We start from the raw sequence: 20,481 nt of genomic DNA on the forward strand, positions 1-20,481 counted from the left end.
CTGTTCACTGCGCTATGCGGCCTCGCCCAGACCTTCACCCAGTTCGTGCTGGCGCGGATCGGCGTCGGCCTCGGCGAGGCGGGCTGCACGCCGCCCGCGCACTCGTTGATCTCCGACATCGTTCCTCAGGCGAAGCGCGCGAGCGCGCTGGCGCTCTACTCGATGGGTGCACCAATGGGGCAGCTCGTCGGCATGGCAATGGGCGGCTTTGCGGCCGCTGAATGGGGGTGGCGGAGCGTGTTCTTCATCGCGGGCGCGCCCGGCGTCCTCCTGGCGGTGCTCGCCATCCTCACGCTTCCCGAGCCGCGCCGCTCGCAGACGCGCAGCGCAGTGACACGCGAGAAGCCGGAGCCGTTCTGGCGAGTCCTGCGGCTGTTCCTTACCAATCGCAGCTTCGTGCTCGTCGCGGGCGGCGGCGCAGCGGCGTCGTTCGTCTTTTACGGGCTCGGCGCGTTCTATGCGTCCTTTTTCCTTCGCAACCACGCAGGACAACTCGCGCAGGCGGCGGCAGGAATGGGAGTGGAGCCAATCGGCTTCCTTGGGCTCGCGCTGGGGCTGAGCAGCGGCGTGGCCGGGGTCGCGGGCGCGGTTGTCGGCGGACGCGTCGCCGACGCCTGGGCGGCGCGGAACGGCTCCGCCTACGTGCTCCTGCCCGCCCTATGCTCTGCCGCTGCCGCCCCGCTGCTACTCGCGGCGATGTTCGTGCCCGGCCTGTACCTGTCCATTGCGCTGATCGCCATGGCGTCCGCGCTCAATTCCGCGTGGAACGGCGCCGCCTACGCTGCCGCGCTGGGACTTGCGCCCCCCCGGTCGCGCGCGACCGCCTCAGCGCTGATGTTGTTCGTGTTCAACATCGTTGGACTGGGCCTGGGGCCGTTGTGCGTCGGGTTGCTCAGCGATGCCTTTGCGCCGAGTCTGGGCACGGGGGGTGGATTGCGTGTCGGCATGGCGGGCGCGACTGCCGCCGGACTGGTCGCCGCGGCGTGCTTCTGGGCGGCGCGCGGCCGCCTGCAACGCGACAGAATCGCCTGATGCCCGATCGCCTAAAGGATCGCGTGGCGCTGGTCACCGGTGCGGCGTCGGGAATCGGCCACGCGACCGCCGAGCTTTTCGCATACGAAGGCGCACGCGTTCTCGCGGTCGATCTGCCTGGTGTTCCCTGCGCTTTCTCGACCGATCGGATCATCGCCTTCGAGGCCGATGTCGCTGCCGACGACGCGCCTGGACGAATCGCACAAGCGCTCGATGCCCGGCTCGGCGGGGTGGACATTGTCGTCAACAACGCCGCGGTCCTGCGCACCGCGCCGATCGCCGAGATGAGCGACGAGTTCTGGGACACGATGTTCCACGTCTCGCTGCGTGCGGGCTTTCGCATCGTCCGTGACCTGCTGCCGCTGCTCAAGCGATCGGCCGTGGGGCGGATCATCTCCACCTCGAGCATGGCGGCGCAGCGCGCGGTACCGCAGCAATCCGCCTATGGGGCGGCCAAGGCCGGATTGATCGCGCTCGCGCGCAACATGGCGCTGGAGTTCGGCCCCTACGGGATCACCTCCAACGTTATCCTGCCCGGCCCGGTGATGACCGGCATGACCGGCGCGATGGAGCCGGCCAGAGCCGCCGCATGGAGCGTGCGCAGCCCGCTTGGCCGCCTGGGCGAGCCCCAGGACGTCGCAAGAGTCGCACTGTTCTTGGCGTCGGACGACGCCGCCTACGTCACCGGCCAGGGGCTGGCGGTGGACGGCGGCATCTTCATCGGCGCGTGACGGAATGATCGAGCTCGCCGCCGTCCGCGAGAACATCCCCGCCCCCGCACCCGCAGTCTGGCGCGTCCTGACCGACTGGGCGCATCCCGAACGCCTTGCGCCGACGATCCTGCGCACCGAGACAACCGGAGCGGTCCGCATCGTCACCTCGTCGCGCGGGCTCAGCATCCACGAGGCGCTGCTCGATTGCGATCGCGACGCCTATCTGTTCCGCTACGAAATCCTCGACAGCGGCGACATGCCGTTCGCGGGCGTCACCAGCTATCGCTGCACCGTCCGGCTGACCCGGCGCACCGATTGGGCTACCGAAATCGCCTGGCGCAGCGAGGGCACACTTGACGGACCACCCGAACCCATCCGAGACTTCCTCACCGGCCTGTACCGCACCGCGAACAAAAGGATCGCGCAGGAAACATGCAGGGAGGCCTCGCTGGACCACGTCCTTGCCGGCGCCGTCGACCGGGGCGTAGCGCCGGGGTTGGTCGGCGTCGTCGCCGACGCGAAGGGCGTGCTTTACGCAGGAGCACATGGAGTCCGCGCCGCCGGACAACCGCAGGCCATGACCCTCGACACGGTTTTCTGGCTTGCGTCGCTGACCAAGCTGGTGACGACGGTCGCGGTGATGCAGCTGGTGGAGGCGGGGCGCCTCACGCTCGAAGAGCCCGTCGCCGCGCTGCTGCCCGAGCTGGCCGACGCGCAGGTGCTCGAAGGCTTCGACGCGGACGATCGCCCGATCCTGCGCCCCGCGCGCGGGGCGATCACGCTCCGTCACCTGCTCACCCACCGCTCGGGCCTCGGTTACGACCTCATGAGTCCTAGCCTGATGCGCGCGCGCGGCTCCGCCGGGCCGCCGCCCGCGACGGCATTGGCGTCGCTTCGCGGCCCCCTGCTGTTCGACCCAGGCGAGGGCTGGGCCTATGGCACCGGCCTCGACTGGGCAGGGCTCGCGATCGAGCGTTGCACAGACCAGACGCTTGACCGCTATTTTGCCGATCACATCTTCGCACCGCTGGGCATCACCGACACCGGCTTCGCGCCCTCCGAACGATGCGCCGCAGTTCATCTCCGCCAGCCGGAGGGCCAGGTCGTGCCGATCCCCTCGCCGATGGGACAACCGGGCGACTGGGAGTTCCGCTCCGGCGGCGCGGGGCTGTTCGGGACCGCCGGCGACTATATCCGCCTGCTGCGCATGCTGCTCGGCGGCGGCGCCCTCGATGGGGTCCGGGTGCTGCAAGCCGCGACCGTCGAGGCGATGTGGCGCGAGCAGGCCGGCGGGCATTCCGTGGGCCGGGTGGACACCGCCATCCCCGCACTATGCCTGCCCTACGACCCGTTGCCAGGGCAACGCGGCGAGTGGAGCTTGCTGGGCGTACGCAATCCCGAAGACATTTGCGGCCGTCGACGCGCCGGGGGCGCGAGTTGGGTCGGCGTGGCAGGTACATTCTTCTGGATCGACCCGGTCGCCGGCGTGTGCGGGGTGCTGCTCGGGCAACTGCTGCCCTTCGCCGATCCCGCGTTGACCGAAGTTCGCGAGGCGTTCGAGGCGGCGGTCTACACCGAACTGGATGCGCTTAGGTAAGACGCTGCACATATGCGATTCTCGTGTGCCATCCCGGCGCGGACGTGCGCCCCCGCTACCCGTCGCCTACCGACCGCTCATGACCGTCGCCAACTGGAATTTCGGAGACTTGCTCGATGCCACGGCAGCCGCCGTGCCCGGAGATCGCCCCGCACTGATCCAGGGTTCGCGCACGATCTGCTGGTCCGAATTCGACGCGCGCACGAACAGCCTGGCGCGTGGGATGCTCGCGCGTGGACTCAATTACGGCGACCGGGTCGCGATCCTGGCGCGCAACGTCCCCGAATATGTCGAGATCGCGGCGGCGGCGTTCAAGGCGCGGCTTGCTTCCGTCAACGTCAACTATCGCTACACCACCACAGAGATCGACTATGTTCTCCAGGATTCCGGCGCGCGGGCACTCTTCTACCAGCCCGACTTCGCAGACGTTGTCGCGCCGCTCGGCGCGCCGCTGACCCTCGCGGTGCAGATCGGTGGCGGCGAGTATGACGCGCTGGTCGGCGGCGACCCCGCGCCGCTCGGCATCGCGCGATCGCCCGAGGACGGCTACCTGCTCTATACCGGCGGCACCACCGGACGGCCCAAGGGCGTGATCTGGCGCAGCGGCGACGCCCGCGCCATCCAGCTGGAATCCCCGACGGTCCGTACGCGTGTCGAAACCATGGACGATCACGTCCGCGCGGTGCGTGACAATCCGTCGCCGGGACGCGTCCTCCCCGCCTGCCCGCTGATGCACGGCGCGGGGCTCAACAGCTCGCTTGCCGAGCTGGTCAATGGCGGCACCGTGTTGCTGCTCCCCTCCGACCGCTTCGACCCCGACGAACTCTGGAGTGAAGCCGCTCGCCACCGCGCGACCCGGTTACTGATCGTCGGCGACGTCTTCGCCCGGCCGATGGCGCGCAGCCTGCTGGCGAACCCGGGCCGCTGGGACCTCTCCGCGCTGCGCCTCATCTCGTCGGCCGGGCTGATGTGGAGCGAGGAGGTCAAGGCAGCGCTCATCGCCGCGCTGCCGCATCTGACGCTGATGGACATTCTCGGCGCGTCCGAAGCCTCGGGGCTAGGCTATGCGATCACCACCGCGACCAGCTCTACGCCGACCGGCTGGTTCGCGGCCTCGCCAACCACCGTCCTCATCGATCCAGAGACCGACCGCATCCTCACCGACGACGAGCCTGGCGAAGGGCTGCTCGCGCGATGTCCGCCGTTCGCGCAGGGCTATCACGGCGACCCCGCGAAGACAGCGGCGACGTTTCGCGAGATTGACGGTGTGACCTATGCCATCCCCGGGGACCTCGCGGCGCGCGATGGTGAGGGGCGGCTGCGGCTGATCGGGCGCGGCAACATGTGCATCAACACCGGCGGCGAGAAGGTGTTTCCAGAGGAGGTCGAGGAGGCGCTGAAACTCCAGCCCGGCGTCGACGACGCGATGGTGCTCGGCATTCCCGATGCGCAATGGGGCAAGGCGGTGGTCGCGCTGATCGACACCGTCGGCGGCTATGACGAAGCCGAGGTGCGCGCGGGTCTCAAATCGACGCTGGCGGCCTACAAGACCCCCAAGCACATCGTCGTCGTCGACGCGGTCCCCCGGCACGCCAGCGGCAAGGGCGATTACCGCGCCGGCGCGGCGCTCGCCGCCGAACACCTCGGCTGAGCTCTCTTCGAAGGTTTCGCGCGATGCCGAACAGTCTCTTCGACCCGCTCGTCCTCGGCGCGCTGTCCTTGCGCAACCGTACCGTCATGGCACCGATGACCCGCCGCCAGTCGCCCGGGGGCATCCCGACCGCCGCGGTCGCGAGCTATTACCGGCGCCGGGCCGAGGGCGGAGTCGGCATGGTCGTGACCGAAGGGCTGGCGATCAATCACCCGGTGGCGATCCAGGACACGATCATCCCCAACATCTACGATCCGCAAGCGATCGAGGCATGGCGCCGGATCGCGCGTGAGGTGCAGGCGGCGGGTGCGGCCTTCATGCCCCAGCTTTGGCACATCGGCGGAGCACGGTTCAAATATCCGATCGTCCCCAACGCGCACCTGGCGACCATCTCGGCATCGGGCATCTATCACCCGGGCAAGGTCGAGGGTCTTCCCGCGACCCAGGCCGACATCGACGAGGTGGTCGATTCCTATGGTCGCGCGGCGCAGGTCGCCTGGGAGATCGGCTGCGACGGCGTCAACATTCATGGTGGCCACGGCTATCTGCTCGACAGCTTCTTCTGGACAGAAACCAATCGCCGCGACGACGGCTACGGGATCGCCGATCGCACGCGCTTCGCCTGTGAAGTGGTGCGCGAGTGCCGCCGCCGGACGGCGCCGGACTTCCCGATCATGCTCCGCTTCTCGCAGTTCAAGGAGCAGGCGTATAACGCGCGGCTGTGCGACACGCCGCAGGAGCTGGAGGAATTCCTGGTTCCGTTGGTCGACGCGGGCGTCGACATTTTCGACTGCTCGACCCGCCGCTTCTGGGACGCCGAGTTCGCGGGCTCGGACATGGGGCTCGCCGGCTGGACGCGCAGGCTGAGCGGCCAGCCGGTGATGGCGGTCGGCTCGGTCGGTCTGGACAACGACATGATCGCCAGCCTCCACCGCCAGGAAGCGACCTCCGCCGCCGCACGGCTCGACGTGCTCGACGCGATGCTGGCCCGCGGGGATTTCGATCTTGTCGCGATCGGCCGCGCCCTTCTCTCGGACGCTGAGTGGGTCGCCAAGATCCGCGACGGCAGGGCCGCCGACCTACGCGGCTTCGATCGCGCCGACCTCGACGTCCTGACCTGACCAGGCGAGTCGCGCCCGCTCCCGGCGCGGCGCAGCGCCTTCGTCCAGACCGTCGTGAAACTCGGCGATCGTCTCGCGGACGATCTGGGTGATCCGCATCTTGTTGCGCGCCAGCCGATCGGCGAGGCCGCCGACGCCGAGCGCTAGAGGAATGCCGTAAAGGCATTCCTCTAGCGGAAAGGCCATGGAGGAGGTGCTCGGATCAGGGTGGTGCTCGCGGTAGCAATAGCCGACCTGCTTGACCCAGCGCCATTCGCGCAACACCTCGTTGACCTCGACGCGGTCTTCGCCGTTGGCCTCGTAGTAATTGATGTGGCGGCAGATCTTATCGACCTGCGCGGCGCTCATCCGGCTGAGCAGCGCCATGCCCGATGTTGAGTCGGTCAGCAGGCGCATGTTGCCCTCGTCCGGCGGCATCTTGAAGTCGTGACCGGGCGGCTTGATGATGAAATACTGGATGAACAGGTCGTTCTGCATCGACAGCGCGACGGTTTCGTCGGTCCGCCGCTGAAGCAGATCGACCAGCCGGTGGAAGCGCGTCTGGCCATACATCGCGCTCGACAGCCAATTGCCGAGACCGCGGACCTTGCACGTCGGCACGTATGCCCGCGACGCCCGATTGTAGTTGACGTAGCCCAGGTGGACCATGCTTTTCATCAGGTGCGTCGCGCTGGACTGTGGATAGTCGAGCAGCTCGTAGATTTCCTGCAGCCGCAATGGGCGCCGCTGTTCGTTGAATAGTTCGAGCACCTCAAGCGCACGGGACGCGGATTTGACCACAGGTCTACGCATCGTGGGTTCCTCTCCAACACCTCTCGCGGCCGGTCTGACGCCGTTTGCCACAGGCATGACATTTCATACATGATTTCGCCGGTCGAGCCGGAGGCATGATGCCCATCGATCTAGCACATATGCAATAGCCGGTTGCGGATAGGTGCCGACGTTCCCCTATGCGCCGCTGCCGCGCATCGGATCAATACAAGCGGCAGGAGGGGCGTCATGAATTTCGAGCCCAGCGAAGAGCAGGTGATGATCGCCGACAGCGTCGACCAGTTCGGCGCCCGTCAATATCCCCCAGGAGAACGCCTTCACCAGCTGGCGGCTGGTCCGGAAGCATCGGCGGCGCGATGGCGCGAGATGGCGGAGCTGGGCTGGCTCGCTTTGGGTCAGGCGGGCGGCACGGCGGAAAACGACACGTTCCTGATGTCGCTGATGCAGGGCTTCGGCCGGCACTTGATGCTCGAGCCGTATGTCACGCGCTGCATCCTCGTCCCCGCGCTGCTGGAATCATCGTCGGCTCCCGCCCTCGCCGAGCTGCGCGCGGACATTGCGACGGGGCGCGTTCAGGCGGCGCTCGCGCTCGGCGAACCGGCAGCGGGGTTCGACCTTTCGCACGTCGAGACGGTGGCCGTCACGCAGACCGGCGGGCATTGCCTGACCGGGGTGAAGTCGCACGTCGAGGACGGCGCGGATGCCGAGTGGTTCGTCGTTCCCGCACGCACGCAAGGCTCTCAAGACATTGCGCTGTTCCTGGTCCCCCGCGATGCCGCCGGGCTGACGATCGATCGGTTCCGTAGCATCGATGGCCACCGCCACGCCCGCCTGCGGCTCGACGACGTAGCGATCAGCGAGCACGCGTGCATCGCTCCACCGGGCAAGGGTCTGTCCGTGCTCGAAGCGGCGGTGGACCGCGCGATAGTCGCGCATCTGGCCGAGGCGCTGGGATCGATGGACGCGGCGAGCGCGGCCGCGCTCGACTATCTCAAGACGCGCCGCCAGTTCGGCGTGGCGATCGGGTCGTTTCAGGTCCTGCAGCACCGCATGGTCGACATCGACACGCGGTGCGAGGAAGCGCGCTCGATGGTCTATCACGCCACCGCACGGCTCCGGGCTCCCGCCCCCGTACGCAGGGCGGCAATATCTGCGGCCAAGGCGCGGGTCGCGCAGTGCGGGCTGTTCGTCACACGCCAGTGCGTCCAGCTCCACGGTGGGGTTGGGGTCAGCGCGGAACTGATCGTCAGCCATCACCTAAAGCGGCAGATGATGCTGGATCTCGCCTATGGAAACGCTGCTTGGCATCGCACACGCTTTTCCGAAGCGTCCGACCTGGCAGCCTAGGCGCGGGGCTCTGCCCCTTGGTTGGCTACGCCACGTACCGAGAGGATGGCGAGCTCGGCCAAGGGAGGTCGCAATGAAGAAAGCACGCCATGACGGACATCCAGAACTTCATCGACGAAGCGCTGATCCGCAACGTTCACTTGCGGTATTGCCGCGGTGTGGATCGACTCGACTGGGACCTCGTCCGCTCCTGTTATCATCCCGATGCGACGGACGAGCATGGCAGCTACAGCGGCGGCATCGATGGCTTCATCGCCTGGATCTCGGCTGGACTCCCCAGGTTCGAGAGCACGACGCACTTCACCGGAAACCAGCTGGTCGAAGTCACGGGCGACATCGCATGGGCTGAACATTATGCCATCGTCTCCCATCGCCGCGGCGCGACCGCGGCGGAGCCGGCGGCGGATCTCATCGTCAACGTTCGCTATATCGACCGGATGGAACGACGCGACGGCGAATGGCGCATCGGCAAGCGTGTGGTCATTGCCGATTCCGAGAAGCTTGAGACGATCGAGGGCAGCTGGCTGAACCTCGCGCATCTTCAGCCCAGCCGTCGTGACCGGACGGACTATTCGTACGAACGCTGATCGGCCAAGACCGTGCTATTCGCGGCATTGCCCCCGATCGCAAATCTCACACTGATGTGCCGCATTCAGACGCCCGCCATTTCACGGGTATCCGCAAGTAGGTGACGCCGTTCGCCTCGGCCTCATCGAAGTGGCCGGCACGGATGTTTACCTGCATCGCGGGCAGCAGCAGCTTCGGCACGGAGAGGGTGGCGTCCCGAGCCTCGCGCATCGCGACGAACGAGTCCTCGCTCACCCCATCATGAACATGCACGCTGGCCCGGCGCTGCTCGCCGACCGTCGTCTCCCAGCGATAGTCGTCGCGCGCCGGTGCCTTGTAGTCGTGGCACATGAATCGGGGTCGGCATGTCGATGCGGCGCAAGCGGCGCACCGCGGAAGCACCCGACGTTCGGCTCACGCGTAAAATCGCCGCAACGCTGCTGCCCCGCCTGCTCCCGATTGGGCTAGGCGTCGGCATCGCCGCCGGTTTTTTCGGTATCGGAGGCGGCTTCCTGATCGTGTCTGGGCTGATCCTCGCGACCGCGATGCCGCTTTCCTATGCGATCGGCACCTCGCTGTTCGTGGTCGGCGCCTTGGGGCTGCCCACGGCGACCTCCTACGCTGTATCCGGTTTCGTGGACTGGCCAGTGGCGGGGCTGCTGATCGCGGGCGGCGTGGCGGGCACGATCGCCGGCATTTCGCTTGGCCGCTTGCTTGGCACGCGGAAGGGTTTGCTCGAGCGAGGATTTGCCGGGGTGGTCATCACCGTCGGCGCCTATGTCGTGGCATCTTTTGCTTAGCGACAGCTCGATGTCACCGCACTTCACTGGAGATCATCATGGCCGACACCGCAACCCCTCATCCGAAGGTGCTGATCGTAGGGGCCGGGGCCATGGGCCTCACGCTTGGCTATCACCTTCACCTGGCTGCTGCATCGGTGACGTACCTCGTTCGTCCCGGTCGGGTCGCCGAACTCTCCCGGCCGCAGCTCCTGTATTCGTATGACGATGCGGAGCTGAAGTCTTTCTCCGACTATGCTGTCGTCGCCGAAATCGAGATGGCGACCGCCCCGCAGCCCGATTATGTCATCGTGACCCTGGATGGCGCATCGACCCGATCGGCGGAGGGAACGGCGCTGCTGCGCGAATTAGGAGCGGCGATCCGCTTCACCGATGCCATCCTGATCGGCGGGGGTGTCGGCCTTGGCCTTCGCGATCATTATGTCGCGGCCACGGGTCTGGCCGACAACCGGATCATGATGGCGGCGCTCGGCAGTCTGGCCTATCAGGTGGACCGCGTGGACCTTCCGGTCCATCCCCCGACGGATGCCACGCTGCTCGGCAGGGCCGATATCGCCTACCGCCATTATGGGAAGGCGGGCCTGATGGTTGAAAACCGCCATCCCGCTGCGGCGCGGCGCTTGGCCGCGCTCTATGATGGGTGCGGCGTAGCTCAATGCATCGCCATCGAACCGCATCTCCTTGCCATGATTTCGGAATCGCCGTTCGCGATTTTCACCGCAAGCGAGCTCATGGGCTGGCCGTCCGCGGCATCTCTGGCGAAGAACAAGCCACTGTGGCGTTTGACGGTGAAGGCTGTCCAGGAAGTCGTCCGGATGAAGCATCGGGGCTGGCGTGGCAGGGTCACCCGCATCGTGCTGACGCGAGGCATGGTCACGAGGATATGGGGGTCGATCGAGAAGGCTTCGCGCCCGCTCGACTTCCAGGCCTTCAACGCCTTTCATCACGGTGGCAAGGTAGGCAAGCAGGACATCGAACTGATGGAGGCATGCGTGGCGGAAGGCGAGCGCAACGGGCAATCCATGGCTTCGTTGAAACGGCTGCTAGCGATGCTTGCCGCACACCGGACCTCCGGTGGTCGTTCGTCGAGGCAATCCGATGATCGCTGCAAATACGCGACGAGGGGCGTTGCGGCTGCTACATGTACTGGTTAGGCCGGCGTTGAGGCATCTTGGATCGCGCATGCCAAGAATCGGTATCATATCCGGGGGCACAACTGGGGGCACGGAATCGCAAGACCAGAAACTTTATCACTCCATATCAATGAGTTACTAATCGAAGTGTGGCTCCCTCCGTTTTTGCCACCGCGCAGCGCGCACGGCGCTAGCGAAGCTGGCGTTGAGACGCGCAAGCGCGGCCGGCGGGGCGCAGCTCCGACCGACGGCGCGGCTTTGCCGCGGCGCGCATCTGTAGGCTAGAGACCTCCCATTCTCCTCTCCCTCCTTCTCGCCGCCGCGCCCGTTCAGGCGCAGGAACCCGTGCCCGAGATCGTCGTCACCGGCCGCGGCTTCGACGCGCGGCTCGGTGACCGCGCCTTCGACGTGGTGCGGATCGACCGCGAGCGGATCGAGCAGAACGCCGCCAATCGGCTGGAAAGCGTGCTCGCCGACGTCGCCGGGCTGCAGCAGTTCCGCCGCTCCGACTCGCGCAGCGCCAATCCGACCAGCCAGGGCCTCTCGTTGCGCGGCATCGGCGGCAACGCGTCCAGCCGCGCGCTGCTGCTGCTCGACGGCGTACCGCAGGCGGATCCGTTCGGCGGCTGGGTGGCGTTCCCGGCCTATGCGACCGGCCGGCTCGGCGAGGTGCGGGTGACACGCGGCGGCGGCAGCGGCTATCTCGGCCCGGGCGCGCTCGCCGGCACGGTGGAGCTGGAGAGCGCCACGCCCGCACAGCTCGGCGCGCTCGATGCGGCGCTGTCCGGCGGCAGCCGCAATGCGGTGGACGCACAGGCCAGCGCGACGCTCGAGCGCGGACGCGGCTTCGCGACGATCGCCGCAGCCTATGCGCGCGGCGCCGGTTTCGTACCCATCGTCGCCGAACGGCGCGGCCCCGCCGACCGGGCGGCGCCGTACGAGCAGACATCCGTCGCGGTACGCGGCGTCGTCGAGATCGCGGCCGCCACCGAGTTGCAGGCCAACCTCTCCGCCTTCTCCGATCGGCGCGAGCGCGGAACGGCGTTCACCGCCAACCGCAGCGAGGGCGCGGATGCGAGCCTGCGGCTGGTCGGGCGCGGCCGCTGGGGCTGGAGCGCGCTCGCCTATCTGCAGACGCGCGCCTTCGCGTCGAGTTTTGCGGGCATCGACGCTGGCCGGAGGACGGCGACGCAGACGCTCGATCAGTACAACACCCCTGCGACCGGCCTCGGCGCGCGGCTGGAGCTGCGGCCGCCGATGGGCGAGGGCGTGGACGTGCGGGTCGGCGCCGACTGGCGCGATGTCCGGGGCGGGACGCAGGAGCTGTTCACCTTCGTCGCCGCGGCACCGACCCGGCGGCGGCTGGCGGGCGGCGAGAACCGCACGATCGGGCTGTTCGCCGATGGCGCGGTGGAGGTCGGCGCGGTGACGCTGACCGCGGGCGGGCGCGTCGATCGCTGGCGGATCGCGGGCGGCTTCCTGGCCGAGCGCGCGCTCGCGACCGGTGGGGTGGTGACCGACCAGCGGTTCGCGTCGCGCGAGGGGACCGAGGCGACCGGGCGTGCCGGGCTGGCGTGGCGAGCCTCACCCACGATCACGGCCCGCGCGGCCGCGTATCGCGGCTGGCGGCTGCCGACGCTCAACGAGCTGTACCGTCCGTTCCGCGTCGGACCGGATGCGGTCGCCGCCAACGCCGCGCTCGCGCCCGAGCGGCTGGACGGCGCCGAGGCGGGCGTGACGATCGCGCCGGCGGCTGGCGTCACCGTCTCGGCGACGCTGTTCCACAACCGGCTGACCGGCGCGATTGCCAATGTGACGGCAGGCGCGGGGCCGGGCAATTTCCCCGGCGTCGGCTTCGTCGCGGCGGGCGGCGTGTACCGGGTGCGCCGCAACCTCGACGCGATCCGCTCGACCGGGCTGGAGGTCGATGCCGCCGCGACGCTCGGCCGCTGGTTCGCGCGCGCGTCGTGGAGCCATGTCGATCCGCGTGTCGAGGCGTCGGGCCTCGCCGCCGCACTCGACGGCCTGCGCCCGGCGCAGACGCCGCGTGATCTCGTCTCCGCTACGCTCGGCCGGCGGCAGGGCGGCACGACGCTGTCGGCGACGCTGCGCCATGTCGCGCGGCAGTTCGAGGATGACGCCAACACCCGCATGCTGGCGCCCGCGACGACGCTGGATGCGTTTGCCGGCCTGCCGCTGACCCGCGCGCTCAGCCTCGAAGCGCGAGCGGAGAACCTGACGGACGCGCGGGTGGAGGCGGGCGTCACGGGCGCCGACGTGGTCGAGCGCGCGACGCCGCGTACCCTGTGGCTGGGGCTCCGCTTACGGCTCGATTAAGCGGATCGCCGGCGCCACCACCAGCGCGCCAGCCCGGCGAGCGCGATCAGCGCCCAGGCGCTTTCGATCACCAGCGCCGACAGGTTGAAGGCGCCCCATAGAGAGACCAGGATGCCGAGCGCGCCGAACAGGTTGAGCGACAGCGCCGCCGGCCGCAGCGGGTCGATGCGGCCCCCAACCGTCAGCCCATAGGCGATCAGCAACAGCAGCACGCCGACCAGGCCGATCGCATCGAGAAGGGTGAAATCGGGCAATACGCGCTCCAGCAAATCGGGGCTGTCCTACAAGCCCGCGCCGCGCCAAGCCGACCAACATGCGGATCGATGCGGCAGGTTACGGACGGCACGGACCCGCTCAACGCGCGGCCGCGTTTCACGCCTCAACTTTCCCTCAACTTCCAGTCCGCCGGACCGCTGCGCCGACCATGATCGAGCCTCAACTTTCCCTCAACTTCCGATGACGGACGCCGTCGCACTCCTCGCCGACTGGCACGAGGCTCCTCGCCTCCGCGTGCTCAATGACCGGCCGCTCGGCGCTGGCAACTACGTCCTGTGCTGGTTGCAGCAGGCGCTGCGCGCGACCGACAATCCGGTAATCGACGCGGCGGTGCTGCTCGGCAATGCGCTGGGCCTGCCGGTGCTCGTCTATCACGGGCTGCGCGAGGATTACCCCTACGCGTCGGATCGTCTCCACCGCTTCGTTCTCGGCGTCAGCCGCGACCTGGAGCGGGACTGCACCGCGCGCGGCCTTGCTTGCGTCCAGTTCGTCGATCGTGCGGCCAAGCGCGAGAGGGGCCTCGTTTACCGCCTCGCCGCCGATGCCGCCGCCGTGGTGCTTGAGGACCAGCCTGCTTTTGTCGCGCAGTGGCAGGCGGAGCGGTTCGCGGCCAGGACCGACGCGGCCGCCCTGGCGGTCAACGCCGCCAGCACGGTGCCGCCACTGGCGCTGGAGCAGGGCGTGCGCACCACGTCGGCCTTTCGGCGCCGCCACCAGAAGGTGCGGGCCGACTGGTATGGCTGGACCGACGAGCAGCCGGACCGGCCGGCCTATGCGGGCAAGCTCCCCTACAAGCCCGACCGTCTGGCCGACCTGACCGACGCCCGGCTCGACGCGCTGGTCGCGGAGTGCGCGATCGACCATGCGCTGCCCCCCTCGGCGATGTTTCCGGCCACCCGCGCCGAGGTCGCGCTGCGGCTTGAGCGGCTGCGGACCGAGGTGCTGCCCGCCTATGCCGACGCACGCCGCGAGGCGCGCCGGCCGGAAGGGGCGAGCACGCTGTCTCCCTACCTCCATTTCGGCGTCGTCTCCCCACGCGAGATCGTCGCGGTGGTCGAAGAGGCCGGCGTCGACGCCGCGACGCGCGACAAGTTCCTCGACGAGCTGCTGACCTGGCGCGAGTGGTTCCACTACAAGGCCCGCTCGCTGCCGGTGCCCGAACGCTACGACCGGGTGCCGGACTGGGCGCGACGCGAGCTTGCCGAACATGCCGGTGACCCGCGTCCGGAGGTCGAGACGTTGCGCGCGCTGGTGCTGGGCGAAACCGCGGACGAGACCTGGAACGCGTGTCAGAAACAATATCTGCTCGACGGCTGGATGCACAACAATCTGCGCATGTACTGGTCGAAGCGGCTGATAGCGATGACGCCCTCGCCCGAAGCCGGGTGGGCGACCGCGTGCTACCTCAACGATCGGCTGAGCCTCGATGGCCGCGACCCGTCGACCTATGGCAACCTCGCCTGGGCGTTCGGGGACGCGCAGCCGGGCTATCGCCGTGGTCCGATCTACGGCCTGGTGCCGAGCCGCACCGATACGACCTTGCGCAAGGTCAATGGCGACCGCTGGTTCGCGGACGCCGCCGCGCGGGCGGGGATTGATCTAGATGTGCCCGAGGAGCCACCGGTCGATCCGTATCTGACCGGGGCGTTGCCGATGTGACCGGGTTGGAGCTTTACATCTTCCCGGTCTTCGCCGGGGAAGACGAAAAAGCTGGTCAGCTAACGCTCGCCACCCGGCACCCACAGCACGTCGCCCGCGCCCGCGTCGTTCGCCATTCGCGCTGCGCAGAACAGCCAGTCGGACAGCCGATTGAGATACGCCAGCGCCAGCGGGCTGACCGCGGCCGCGCTCGCCGCGCGCTCCGCCCGACGCGTCGTTGCCCGTGCGACGTGCAGCGCCGCCGCCGCGGGGGTGCCGCCCGGCAGCACGAAGCTGGTCAGCGGTTGCAGCTGGGCGGTCATCGCGTCGATCTCCGCCTCCAGCCGCGCGACCTGCGCGGGCACGATACGCAGCGCGCCCTCGATGCCCTGGGGAGTGGCCAGATCGGCACCGAGGTCGAACAGGTCGTTCTGGATGCGTCGCAACGGGTCGCCGTCCTCGGCATGGATCACGGCCAGCCCGATCGCGCAGTTCGCCTCGTCCACTTCGCCGATCGCCCCGATCAGCGCCGAAGCCTTGGCAACGCGCGACCCGTCGACCAGCCCCGTGGTGCCGTCGTCGCCGGTCCGCGTATAGATGCGATTGAGCTTGACCAGTTCAGGTCCGCCCGGCCGCGAACAGGATAACCACCACGATCAGGATCGCCAGCGCCTGATAGAAGACGCGCATCTGCATCATCTTGTTCGACTTGAGCGACGCGGCGCTCGGCCCCTCGCCGTCGCGCACCTGAGCGTGACTTTCCTGCAGGAAGGAGACGATGCCGCGCACCAGCGCCACCACGGTGGCAAGCATGGCGGCGATGAGCAAGATGACGAGGAAGGTGTTCATGGTGGTAATCTAGGGCGCGGCCACGGCGAAACCAGTGGGCAAAATGCCCAAGCGTAACGCACGTGCCACGCTGCGCCCGTCCTCGCCCGCCTCGCGCAGCGCCGCCAGCGTCGGGCTGCCATGCCGCTTCGCCAGCCGCTCGCCGTCCGCTCCGGTCAGCAGCGGATGATGGTGGTAGCGCGGGCTGGGCAGCCCGAGCAGCGTCTGCAGCAGCCGATGCACGTCGGTGGCGCGGAACAGGTCCATCCCGCGCACCACGTCGGTCACGCCCTGCGCGGCGTCGTCGACGGTGACCGCGAGGTGATAGGAGGCCGGCGCGTCCTTGCGCGCGAGGATGACGTCGCCATGGGCGAGTGGGTCGGCCTGTATCCATCCCGCGGAAGCGTCGTGCCAGGATAGCTCCATAGGGTGACCGCCTCCTCCTCGGCGAAGGCCGCGGCTCAGGATCGACGTCCCTTGTGATAGCGTAATGTCCTCGCCCACCGGCGACGGTGCAACTGGGCCCCGGCCTTCGCCGGGGAAGAAACTGTCGAGCGCCTTCGCCACATCGAGCCGCCAGCAATGCGGCCTCGCCAGGTCCGGTGCCGCGATCCCCCGGCAGGTTCCGGGATACACCGCCTCCACCCCATGCGGGGCACTCAGGCTCGCCGCCGCGATCTCCGCCCGGGTACAGAAACAGGGATAGACCAGCCCCGCCACCTTCAGCCGCTCCAGCGCGTCTGCATACAGGTTCAGTCGCGCCGACTGGAACACCGGCGGCGCGTGCGCGAGCCCCAGCCACGCTAGATCGGCCAGGATCGTCTCGACGTGCCCAGGTCGCGATCGGGTCCCGTCGATATCCTCGATCCGCAGCAGGAACCGCCCGCTGTAGGCCACCGCGAAGTCGTGCGCCAGCACCGCCGAATAGCCGTGGCCCAGGTGGAGCTGCCCGGTCGGCGAGGGCGCAAACCGAGTAACGACCTCTTGACCCCGAATCGCCGCCTGTGCTGTCATGGTGGCGTCACCGTCGCGTTCCATGCGGCACGGGCGCAGCGCTGGGAGGAGCCGTGTTTCATCCCGATCTCATCCGCCACCCCGATGGCTGCCCCGCGCTCGTCCTCAACGCCGATTATACGCCGCTGTCCTATTATCCGCTCAGCCTCTGGCCGTGGCAGACCGCGGTCAAGGCGATGTTCCTCGACCGCGTCGATGTCGTCAGCTGCTACGAGCGCGAGGTGCGCAGCGCCAGCGTCGCACTGAAGCTGCCCAGCGTCATCGCGCTCAAGCAGTTCGTCAAGCCGTCGCAATTCCCCGCCTTTACCCGCTTCAACCTGTTCCTGCGCGACCGCTTCGCCTGCCAATATTGCGGGCATGGCCGCGACCTGACCTTCGACCATGTCATCCCTCGCGCCCAGGGCGGGCGGACCACCTGGGAGAATGTCGTCACCGCCTGCGCCCCCTGCAACCTCAAGAAGGGCGGGCGCACGCCGCGTCAGGCGCGGATGCCGCTCCATATCGAGCCGATCCGCCCGACCTCGTGGCAGCTGCAGGAACATGGCCGCAGCTTCCCGCCCAATTATCTCCACCAGACTTGGCGGGACTGGCTGTACTGGGACATCGAGCTGGAGGCCTGACGCCGGTTCGGCGAGGTTGACCTGCCCTACGCCGCAGCGCAGCATCGGCACATGGCCAGCCTTCCTCCGATCGCGAACAATCCCGATGTGCGCCTGCTGGGCGCGATGCTGGGCGACGTCATCCGCGACTATGCCGGCGAGGGCATCTACGCGACGATCGAGACGATCCGCCGTGCGTCTGTCGAACGTCACCGGTCCTCGGGCGACGCGCAGCTCGACCTGTCGCACCTCGATCTCGACGAGGCACTGGAGGTGGTGCGCGGGTTCATGCTGTTCTCGATGCTCGCCAATCTGGCGGAGGATCGCCAGGGCGTCATTGCCGAGCAGGGCGCGGATCTCGCGGCCGCGCTGGCTCGACTGCAAGCGGACGGAGTGGAGCCCAAGCGCATCCGCGATCTCCTCGCCCGAGCACTGGTCGCGCCCGTGCTCACCGCCCACCCGACCGAGGTAAGGCGCAAGAGCATGATCGACCACCGCAACCGCATCGCCGAGCTGATGGCGCGCAAGGATGCGGGGCTTGCGGAGACGGTCGACGGCGACATGATCGACGACGCGATCCGACGTCAGGTGGCGCTGCTCTGGCAAACCCGGGCGCTGCGGCGCGAGCGGCTGTACGTCACCGACGAGGTCGAGACCGCGTTGTCCTATCTGCGCGACGTGTTCCTGCCCGCCTTGCCTGCGCTCTATGCGCGTTGGGATCGCGCGCTGGGCGAGCGAACGCCATCGTTCCTGAAGCCGGGCAGCTGGATCGGCGGCGACCGGGACGGCAACCCGTACGTCACCGCCGACTCGCTCCGGACCGCGCTCGCCAACGCGGCGGAGGCGGTGCTCGGCCATTACCTCGAAGCTGTCCACGCGCTGGGCGCGGAGCTGTCGATCTCGAGCAATCAGGCGGCCGTTGACGAAACGGTGCTGGTGCTCGCTGCACGGAGCGGCGACACCGCCGCGTCGCGCCAGGACGAACCCTATCGCCGCGCGCTGTCGGGCATCTATGCGCGGCTGGCGGCGACGCATCTCGCGCTCACCGGCACGCCTGTGCCGCGCCCCGGCCCGCTGACCGGCGAGGCCTATCCCGACTCGCAGAGCTTTCGCGCCGACTTGGTCGCGATCGCCCGCGCACTGGCGGCGGGCGGCGGCGGAGCCCTGGCAAGCGGTGGCGCGCTGGGGCGGCTGATCCGTGCGGTCGACCTGTTCGGCTTTCATCTCGCCACGCTCGACCTGCGCCAGAACTCGGCGGTTCACGAGCGCGTCGTCGCCGAGCTGTTCGCGGTGGCAGGCGTCGAGGCGGATTACCTCGCCTTGAACGAGGACGCTCGCGTGGTGCTGCTGCGTCGGGAGCTCGCCAGCACCCGCCCGCTCACCAGCCGTTTTGCCGAGTACAGCGACGAAACATGCGGTGAGCTCGCGATCGTCGAGGCGGCGGCGGCGGCGCATGCCCGCTACGGCCCCGCCTGCATCACCCAGTACATCGTGTCGATGGCGAAGTCGGTTAGTGACCTGCTGGAGGTGCATCTGCTGCTCAAAGAGGCGGGGCTGTACCGCCCGGGTGAAGCCGCGATCATGGCGGTGCCATTGTTCGAGACGATCGAGGATCTGGAAGCAGCACCCGGCATCATGGCAGCCTCGTTCGCGCTCCCGGAGGTGGCGGCGATCGCGCGGGCGCGGGGTCATCAGGAGGTGATGATCGGCTATTCCGACAGCAACAAGGACGGCGGTTATCTGACCTCGACCTGGAGCCTGTCGCAAGCGTCGGCAGCGCTGCGGCCGGTGTTCGATGCTGCCGGGGTCCGCCTGCAGCTGTTCCACGGCCGCGGCGGCGCGGTCGGGCGGGGTGGAGGTTCGTCGTTCGCCGCGATCCGCGCGCAGCCGCCCGGCACCGTCGAGGGCCGCATCCGGATCACTGAACAGGGCGAGGTGATCGCGGGCAAGTATGGCACGCGCGAGGGGGCGATCGCGAATCTGGAGGCGATGGCGTCGGCGACGCTGCTGGCGACACTGGAACCGCCGCGGCTGTCCAGTGAGGAAAGCAAGACGTTCGCCGCGGCGATGGACCGGCTCTCCGCCAGCGCGTTCCGCGCCTATCGCGGGCTGGTCTATGAGACAGAAGGGTTCCGCAGCTTCTTCCGCCAGCTGACACCGATCGCGGAGATTGCCAACCTCAACATCGGCTCGCGGCCGCCGTCGCGAACCAGGTCGGACCGGATCGAGGATCTGCGCGCCATCCCCTGGGTGTTCAGCTGGGCGCAAGCGCGGGTGATGCTGCCGGGCTGGTGCGGGGCCGGGCAGGCGCTCGCCGAGTGCGAGGACAAGGCGCTGCTGGCCGAGATGGCGCAGGCTTGGCCGCTGTTCGCGTCGACGCTCGCCAATATGGAGATGGTGCTCGCCAAGTCGGACATGGCGCTGGCGGGGCGTTACGCCGAGCTGGTCGAGCCCGACCTTAGGCCGATCTTCGAGCGGATCCGCGACGGCTGGGGCCAAGCCCATGACGGGCTGCTCGCGGCTACCGGCCAGACGCGGCTGCTGGAGAACAGCCCCAAGCTCGATGCCTCGATCCGCCTGCGGCTGCCTTATCTGGAGCCGCTCAACCTGCTCCAGATCGAGCTGATGAAGCGGCACCGCGCCGGCGAGGACGACCCTCGCATCGGCGAGGGTATCCTGCTGTCGATCAACGCGATCGCGACGGCGCTGCGCAACTCGGGCTAGGCGGCCTGCGCCCGGGCGTCCAACGCATCGTCGTTGTCGCCGCGCAACGGCTGACGGGGCTCGGCGGGGACGGCGGGCCGCAGCGGGAAGAACCAGCGGAACACCGCCAGCGCGACGCCGAGCGCCAGATAGCCGACGACGACCGCGGCCGGATTCCAGAACAGGCCCAGGCCCAGCGCGATGCGGAGCCAGTTGGCGTGAATGCCGAGCTCCTCGCCCAGGCCGTGGCAGACGCCGAGCATCGTGTCTTCGCGGGCCCAGAGCGGCGTGTTAGTGTGCATGGTCGGCTCCTTCGATGTCTCGGGCGAGGACGCCCGGTTCACGAAGGATGAC

At 68.5% G+C, this 20,481-nt stretch carries 19 protein-coding genes and 1 pseudogene; 13 read left to right on the forward strand and 7 right to left on the reverse strand.

The window, feature by feature from the left end; all coding sequences use genetic code 11:
* From VFQ64_RS13490 to VFQ64_RS13510, 5 genes are all read left to right on the forward strand, one after another.
* Positions 1–1,032: MFS transporter (locus VFQ64_RS13490; RefSeq protein ID WP_325103861.1), on the forward strand; the 1,032-nt coding region annotated here is incomplete at its 5' end.
* A complete protein-coding gene (locus VFQ64_RS13495) occupies positions 1,032–1,763 on the forward strand; it encodes an SDR family oxidoreductase (RefSeq protein WP_325103862.1) in 732 nt (243 codons plus the stop codon). The genes VFQ64_RS13490 and VFQ64_RS13495, both read left to right, overlap by 1 nt.
* 4 nt (positions 1,764–1,767) lie before the next feature.
* A complete protein-coding gene (locus VFQ64_RS13500; protein ID WP_325103863.1) occupies positions 1,768–3,342 on the forward strand; it encodes a serine hydrolase in 1,575 nt (524 codons plus the stop codon).
* 79 nt (positions 3,343–3,421) lie between these two features.
* Positions 3,422–4,993 carry an AMP-binding protein gene (locus VFQ64_RS13505; RefSeq protein ID WP_325103864.1) on the forward strand — a complete coding sequence of 524 codons (1,572 nt, stop codon included), beginning with the start codon at positions 3,422–3,424 and terminating at the stop codon, positions 4,991–4,993.
* 23 nt (positions 4,994–5,016) lie between these two features.
* Entirely contained in the window at positions 5,017–6,114 is a 1,098-nt protein-coding gene (locus VFQ64_RS13510) for an NADH:flavin oxidoreductase (RefSeq protein WP_325103865.1), read from the forward strand.
* On the opposite strand, the gene VFQ64_RS13515 is transcribed toward VFQ64_RS13510, so the two are convergent.
* On the reverse strand, positions 6,073–6,906 hold the full coding sequence (locus tag VFQ64_RS13515; protein ID WP_325103866.1) for an IclR family transcriptional regulator: 834 nt from the start codon (positions 6,904–6,906) through the stop codon (positions 6,073–6,075). The two genes, VFQ64_RS13510 and VFQ64_RS13515, sit on opposite strands and share 42 nt — an antisense overlap.
* Positions 6,907–7,113: 207 nt before the next feature.
* Here VFQ64_RS13515 and VFQ64_RS13520 point away from each other — a divergent pair, with 207 nt between their 5' ends.
* Positions 7,114–8,232 carry an acyl-CoA dehydrogenase gene (locus tag VFQ64_RS13520; protein ID WP_325103867.1) on the forward strand — a complete coding sequence of 373 codons (1,119 nt, stop codon included), beginning with the start codon at positions 7,114–7,116 and terminating at the stop codon, positions 8,230–8,232.
* Between the two features lie 89 nt (positions 8,233–8,321).
* Positions 8,322–8,819, forward strand: coding sequence for a nuclear transport factor 2 family protein (locus tag VFQ64_RS13525; RefSeq protein ID WP_325103868.1), 498 nt, complete (start codon positions 8,322–8,324; stop codon positions 8,817–8,819).
* Between the two features lie 46 nt (positions 8,820–8,865).
* Here VFQ64_RS13525 and VFQ64_RS13530 read toward each other — a convergent pair.
* A pseudogene (locus VFQ64_RS13530) lies at positions 8,866–9,153 on the reverse strand (MBL fold metallo-hydrolase); the annotation flags it as partial.
* An 11-nt stretch (positions 9,154–9,164) separates the two neighbouring features.
* On the opposite strand from VFQ64_RS13530, the gene VFQ64_RS13535 reads away from it, so the two are divergent.
* From VFQ64_RS13535 to VFQ64_RS13545, 3 genes are all read left to right on the forward strand, one after another.
* A complete protein-coding gene (locus VFQ64_RS13535; RefSeq protein WP_325103869.1) occupies positions 9,165–9,599 on the forward strand; it encodes a sulfite exporter TauE/SafE family protein in 435 nt (144 codons plus the stop codon).
* A gap of 38 nt (positions 9,600–9,637) precedes the next feature.
* Positions 9,638–10,753 carry a 2-dehydropantoate 2-reductase N-terminal domain-containing protein gene (locus VFQ64_RS13540; RefSeq protein WP_325103870.1) on the forward strand — a complete coding sequence of 372 codons (1,116 nt, stop codon included), beginning with the start codon at positions 9,638–9,640 and terminating at the stop codon, positions 10,751–10,753.
* Positions 10,754–11,077: 324 nt separating this feature from the next.
* Positions 11,078–13,069, forward strand: coding sequence for a TonB-dependent receptor (locus tag VFQ64_RS13545; protein WP_325103871.1), 1,992 nt, complete (start codon positions 11,078–11,080; stop codon positions 13,067–13,069).
* Here VFQ64_RS13545 and VFQ64_RS13550 read toward each other — a convergent pair.
* A complete protein-coding gene (locus VFQ64_RS13550; RefSeq protein WP_325103872.1) occupies positions 13,066–13,323 on the reverse strand; it encodes a CBU_0592 family membrane protein in 258 nt (85 codons plus the stop codon). The genes VFQ64_RS13545 and VFQ64_RS13550 overlap by 4 nt on opposite strands.
* Before the next feature lie 202 nt (positions 13,324–13,525).
* Between VFQ64_RS13550 and VFQ64_RS13555 the strand changes: the two genes are divergently transcribed.
* Positions 13,526–15,004, forward strand: a complete 1,479-nt coding sequence (locus VFQ64_RS13555) for a DNA photolyase (RefSeq protein WP_325103873.1) — start codon at positions 13,526–13,528, stop codon at positions 15,002–15,004.
* A 59-nt stretch (positions 15,005–15,063) separates the two neighbouring features.
* On the opposite strand, the gene VFQ64_RS13560 is transcribed toward VFQ64_RS13555, so the two are convergent.
* Genes VFQ64_RS13560 through VFQ64_RS13570 form a run of 3 tightly spaced genes read right to left on the reverse strand, consistent with a single transcriptional unit; the run spans position 15,064 to position 16,825 of the window.
* Positions 15,064–15,600, reverse strand: coding sequence for a cob(I)yrinic acid a,c-diamide adenosyltransferase (locus tag VFQ64_RS13560; RefSeq protein WP_325104019.1), 537 nt, complete (start codon positions 15,598–15,600; stop codon positions 15,064–15,066).
* 1 nt (position 15,601) lies between these two features.
* Positions 15,602–15,832: a twin transmembrane helix small protein gene (locus tag VFQ64_RS13565; RefSeq protein ID WP_325103874.1), complete on the reverse strand. Its 231-nt coding sequence runs from the start codon at positions 15,830–15,832 to the stop codon at positions 15,602–15,604.
* A gap of 9 nt (positions 15,833–15,841) precedes the next feature.
* Positions 15,842–16,825 carry a glutamyl-Q tRNA(Asp) synthetase gene (locus tag VFQ64_RS13570; RefSeq protein WP_325103875.1) on the reverse strand — a complete coding sequence of 328 codons (984 nt, stop codon included), beginning with the start codon at positions 16,823–16,825 and terminating at the stop codon, positions 15,842–15,844.
* Positions 16,826–16,878: 53 nt separating this feature from the next.
* Here VFQ64_RS13570 and VFQ64_RS13575 point away from each other — a divergent pair, with 53 nt between their 5' ends.
* Together VFQ64_RS13575 and ppc are read left to right on the forward strand one after the other, a co-directional pair.
* The gene (locus VFQ64_RS13575; protein WP_325103876.1) at positions 16,879–17,445 is read left to right on the forward strand and encodes an HNH endonuclease; all 567 of its coding nucleotides are present in this window, start codon (positions 16,879–16,881) and stop codon (positions 17,443–17,445) included.
* A gap of 51 nt (positions 17,446–17,496) precedes the next feature.
* The gene (ppc, locus tag VFQ64_RS13580; RefSeq protein WP_325103877.1) at positions 17,497–20,148 is read left to right on the forward strand and encodes a phosphoenolpyruvate carboxylase; all 2,652 of its coding nucleotides are present in this window, start codon (positions 17,497–17,499) and stop codon (positions 20,146–20,148) included.
* Here ppc and VFQ64_RS13585 read toward each other — a convergent pair.
* A complete protein-coding gene (locus VFQ64_RS13585) occupies positions 20,145–20,429 on the reverse strand; it encodes a PspC domain-containing protein (protein ID WP_325103878.1) in 285 nt (94 codons plus the stop codon). The two genes, ppc and VFQ64_RS13585, sit on opposite strands and share 4 nt — an antisense overlap.
* Positions 20,430–20,481: the final 52 nt, after the last annotated feature.

It is taken from the genome of Sphingomonas sp. (assembly GCF_035714405.1).
GTDB lineage: Bacteria > Pseudomonadota > Alphaproteobacteria > Sphingomonadales > Sphingomonadaceae > Sphingomonas.

Excerpts from the sequence above, each read along its gene's own strand:
- VFQ64_RS13495 (WP_325103862.1), top strand. The coding sequence starts at position 1,032 with ATGCCCGATCGCCTAAAGGATCGCGTGGCGCTGGTCACCGGTGCGGCG.
- VFQ64_RS13500 (WP_325103863.1), top strand. The coding sequence starts at position 1,768 with ATGATCGAGCTCGCCGCCGTCCGCGAGAACATCCCCGCCCCCGCACCC.
- VFQ64_RS13505 (WP_325103864.1), top strand. The coding sequence starts at position 3,422 with ATGACCGTCGCCAACTGGAATTTCGGAGACTTGCTCGATGCCACGGCA.
- VFQ64_RS13510 (WP_325103865.1), top strand. The coding sequence starts at position 5,017 with ATGCCGAACAGTCTCTTCGACCCGCTCGTCCTCGGCGCGCTGTCCTTG.
- VFQ64_RS13515 (WP_325103866.1), bottom strand. The coding sequence starts at position 6,906 with ATGCGTAGACCTGTGGTCAAATCCGCGTCCCGTGCGCTTGAGGTGCTC.
- VFQ64_RS13520 (WP_325103867.1), top strand. The coding sequence starts at position 7,114 with ATGAATTTCGAGCCCAGCGAAGAGCAGGTGATGATCGCCGACAGCGTC.
- VFQ64_RS13525 (WP_325103868.1), top strand. The coding sequence starts at position 8,322 with ATGACGGACATCCAGAACTTCATCGACGAAGCGCTGATCCGCAACGTT.
- VFQ64_RS13535 (WP_325103869.1), top strand. The coding sequence starts at position 9,165 with ATGTCGATGCGGCGCAAGCGGCGCACCGCGGAAGCACCCGACGTTCGG.
- VFQ64_RS13540 (WP_325103870.1), top strand. The coding sequence starts at position 9,638 with ATGGCCGACACCGCAACCCCTCATCCGAAGGTGCTGATCGTAGGGGCC.
- VFQ64_RS13555 (WP_325103873.1), top strand. The coding sequence starts at position 13,526 with ATGACGGACGCCGTCGCACTCCTCGCCGACTGGCACGAGGCTCCTCGC.
- VFQ64_RS13565 (WP_325103874.1), bottom strand. The coding sequence starts at position 15,832 with ATGAACACCTTCCTCGTCATCTTGCTCATCGCCGCCATGCTTGCCACC.
- VFQ64_RS13570 (WP_325103875.1), bottom strand. The coding sequence starts at position 16,825 with ATGACAGCACAGGCGGCGATTCGGGGTCAAGAGGTCGTTACTCGGTTT.
- ppc (WP_325103877.1), top strand. The coding sequence starts at position 17,497 with ATGGCCAGCCTTCCTCCGATCGCGAACAATCCCGATGTGCGCCTGCTG.
- VFQ64_RS13585 (WP_325103878.1), bottom strand. The coding sequence starts at position 20,429 with ATGCACACTAACACGCCGCTCTGGGCCCGCGAAGACACGATGCTCGGC.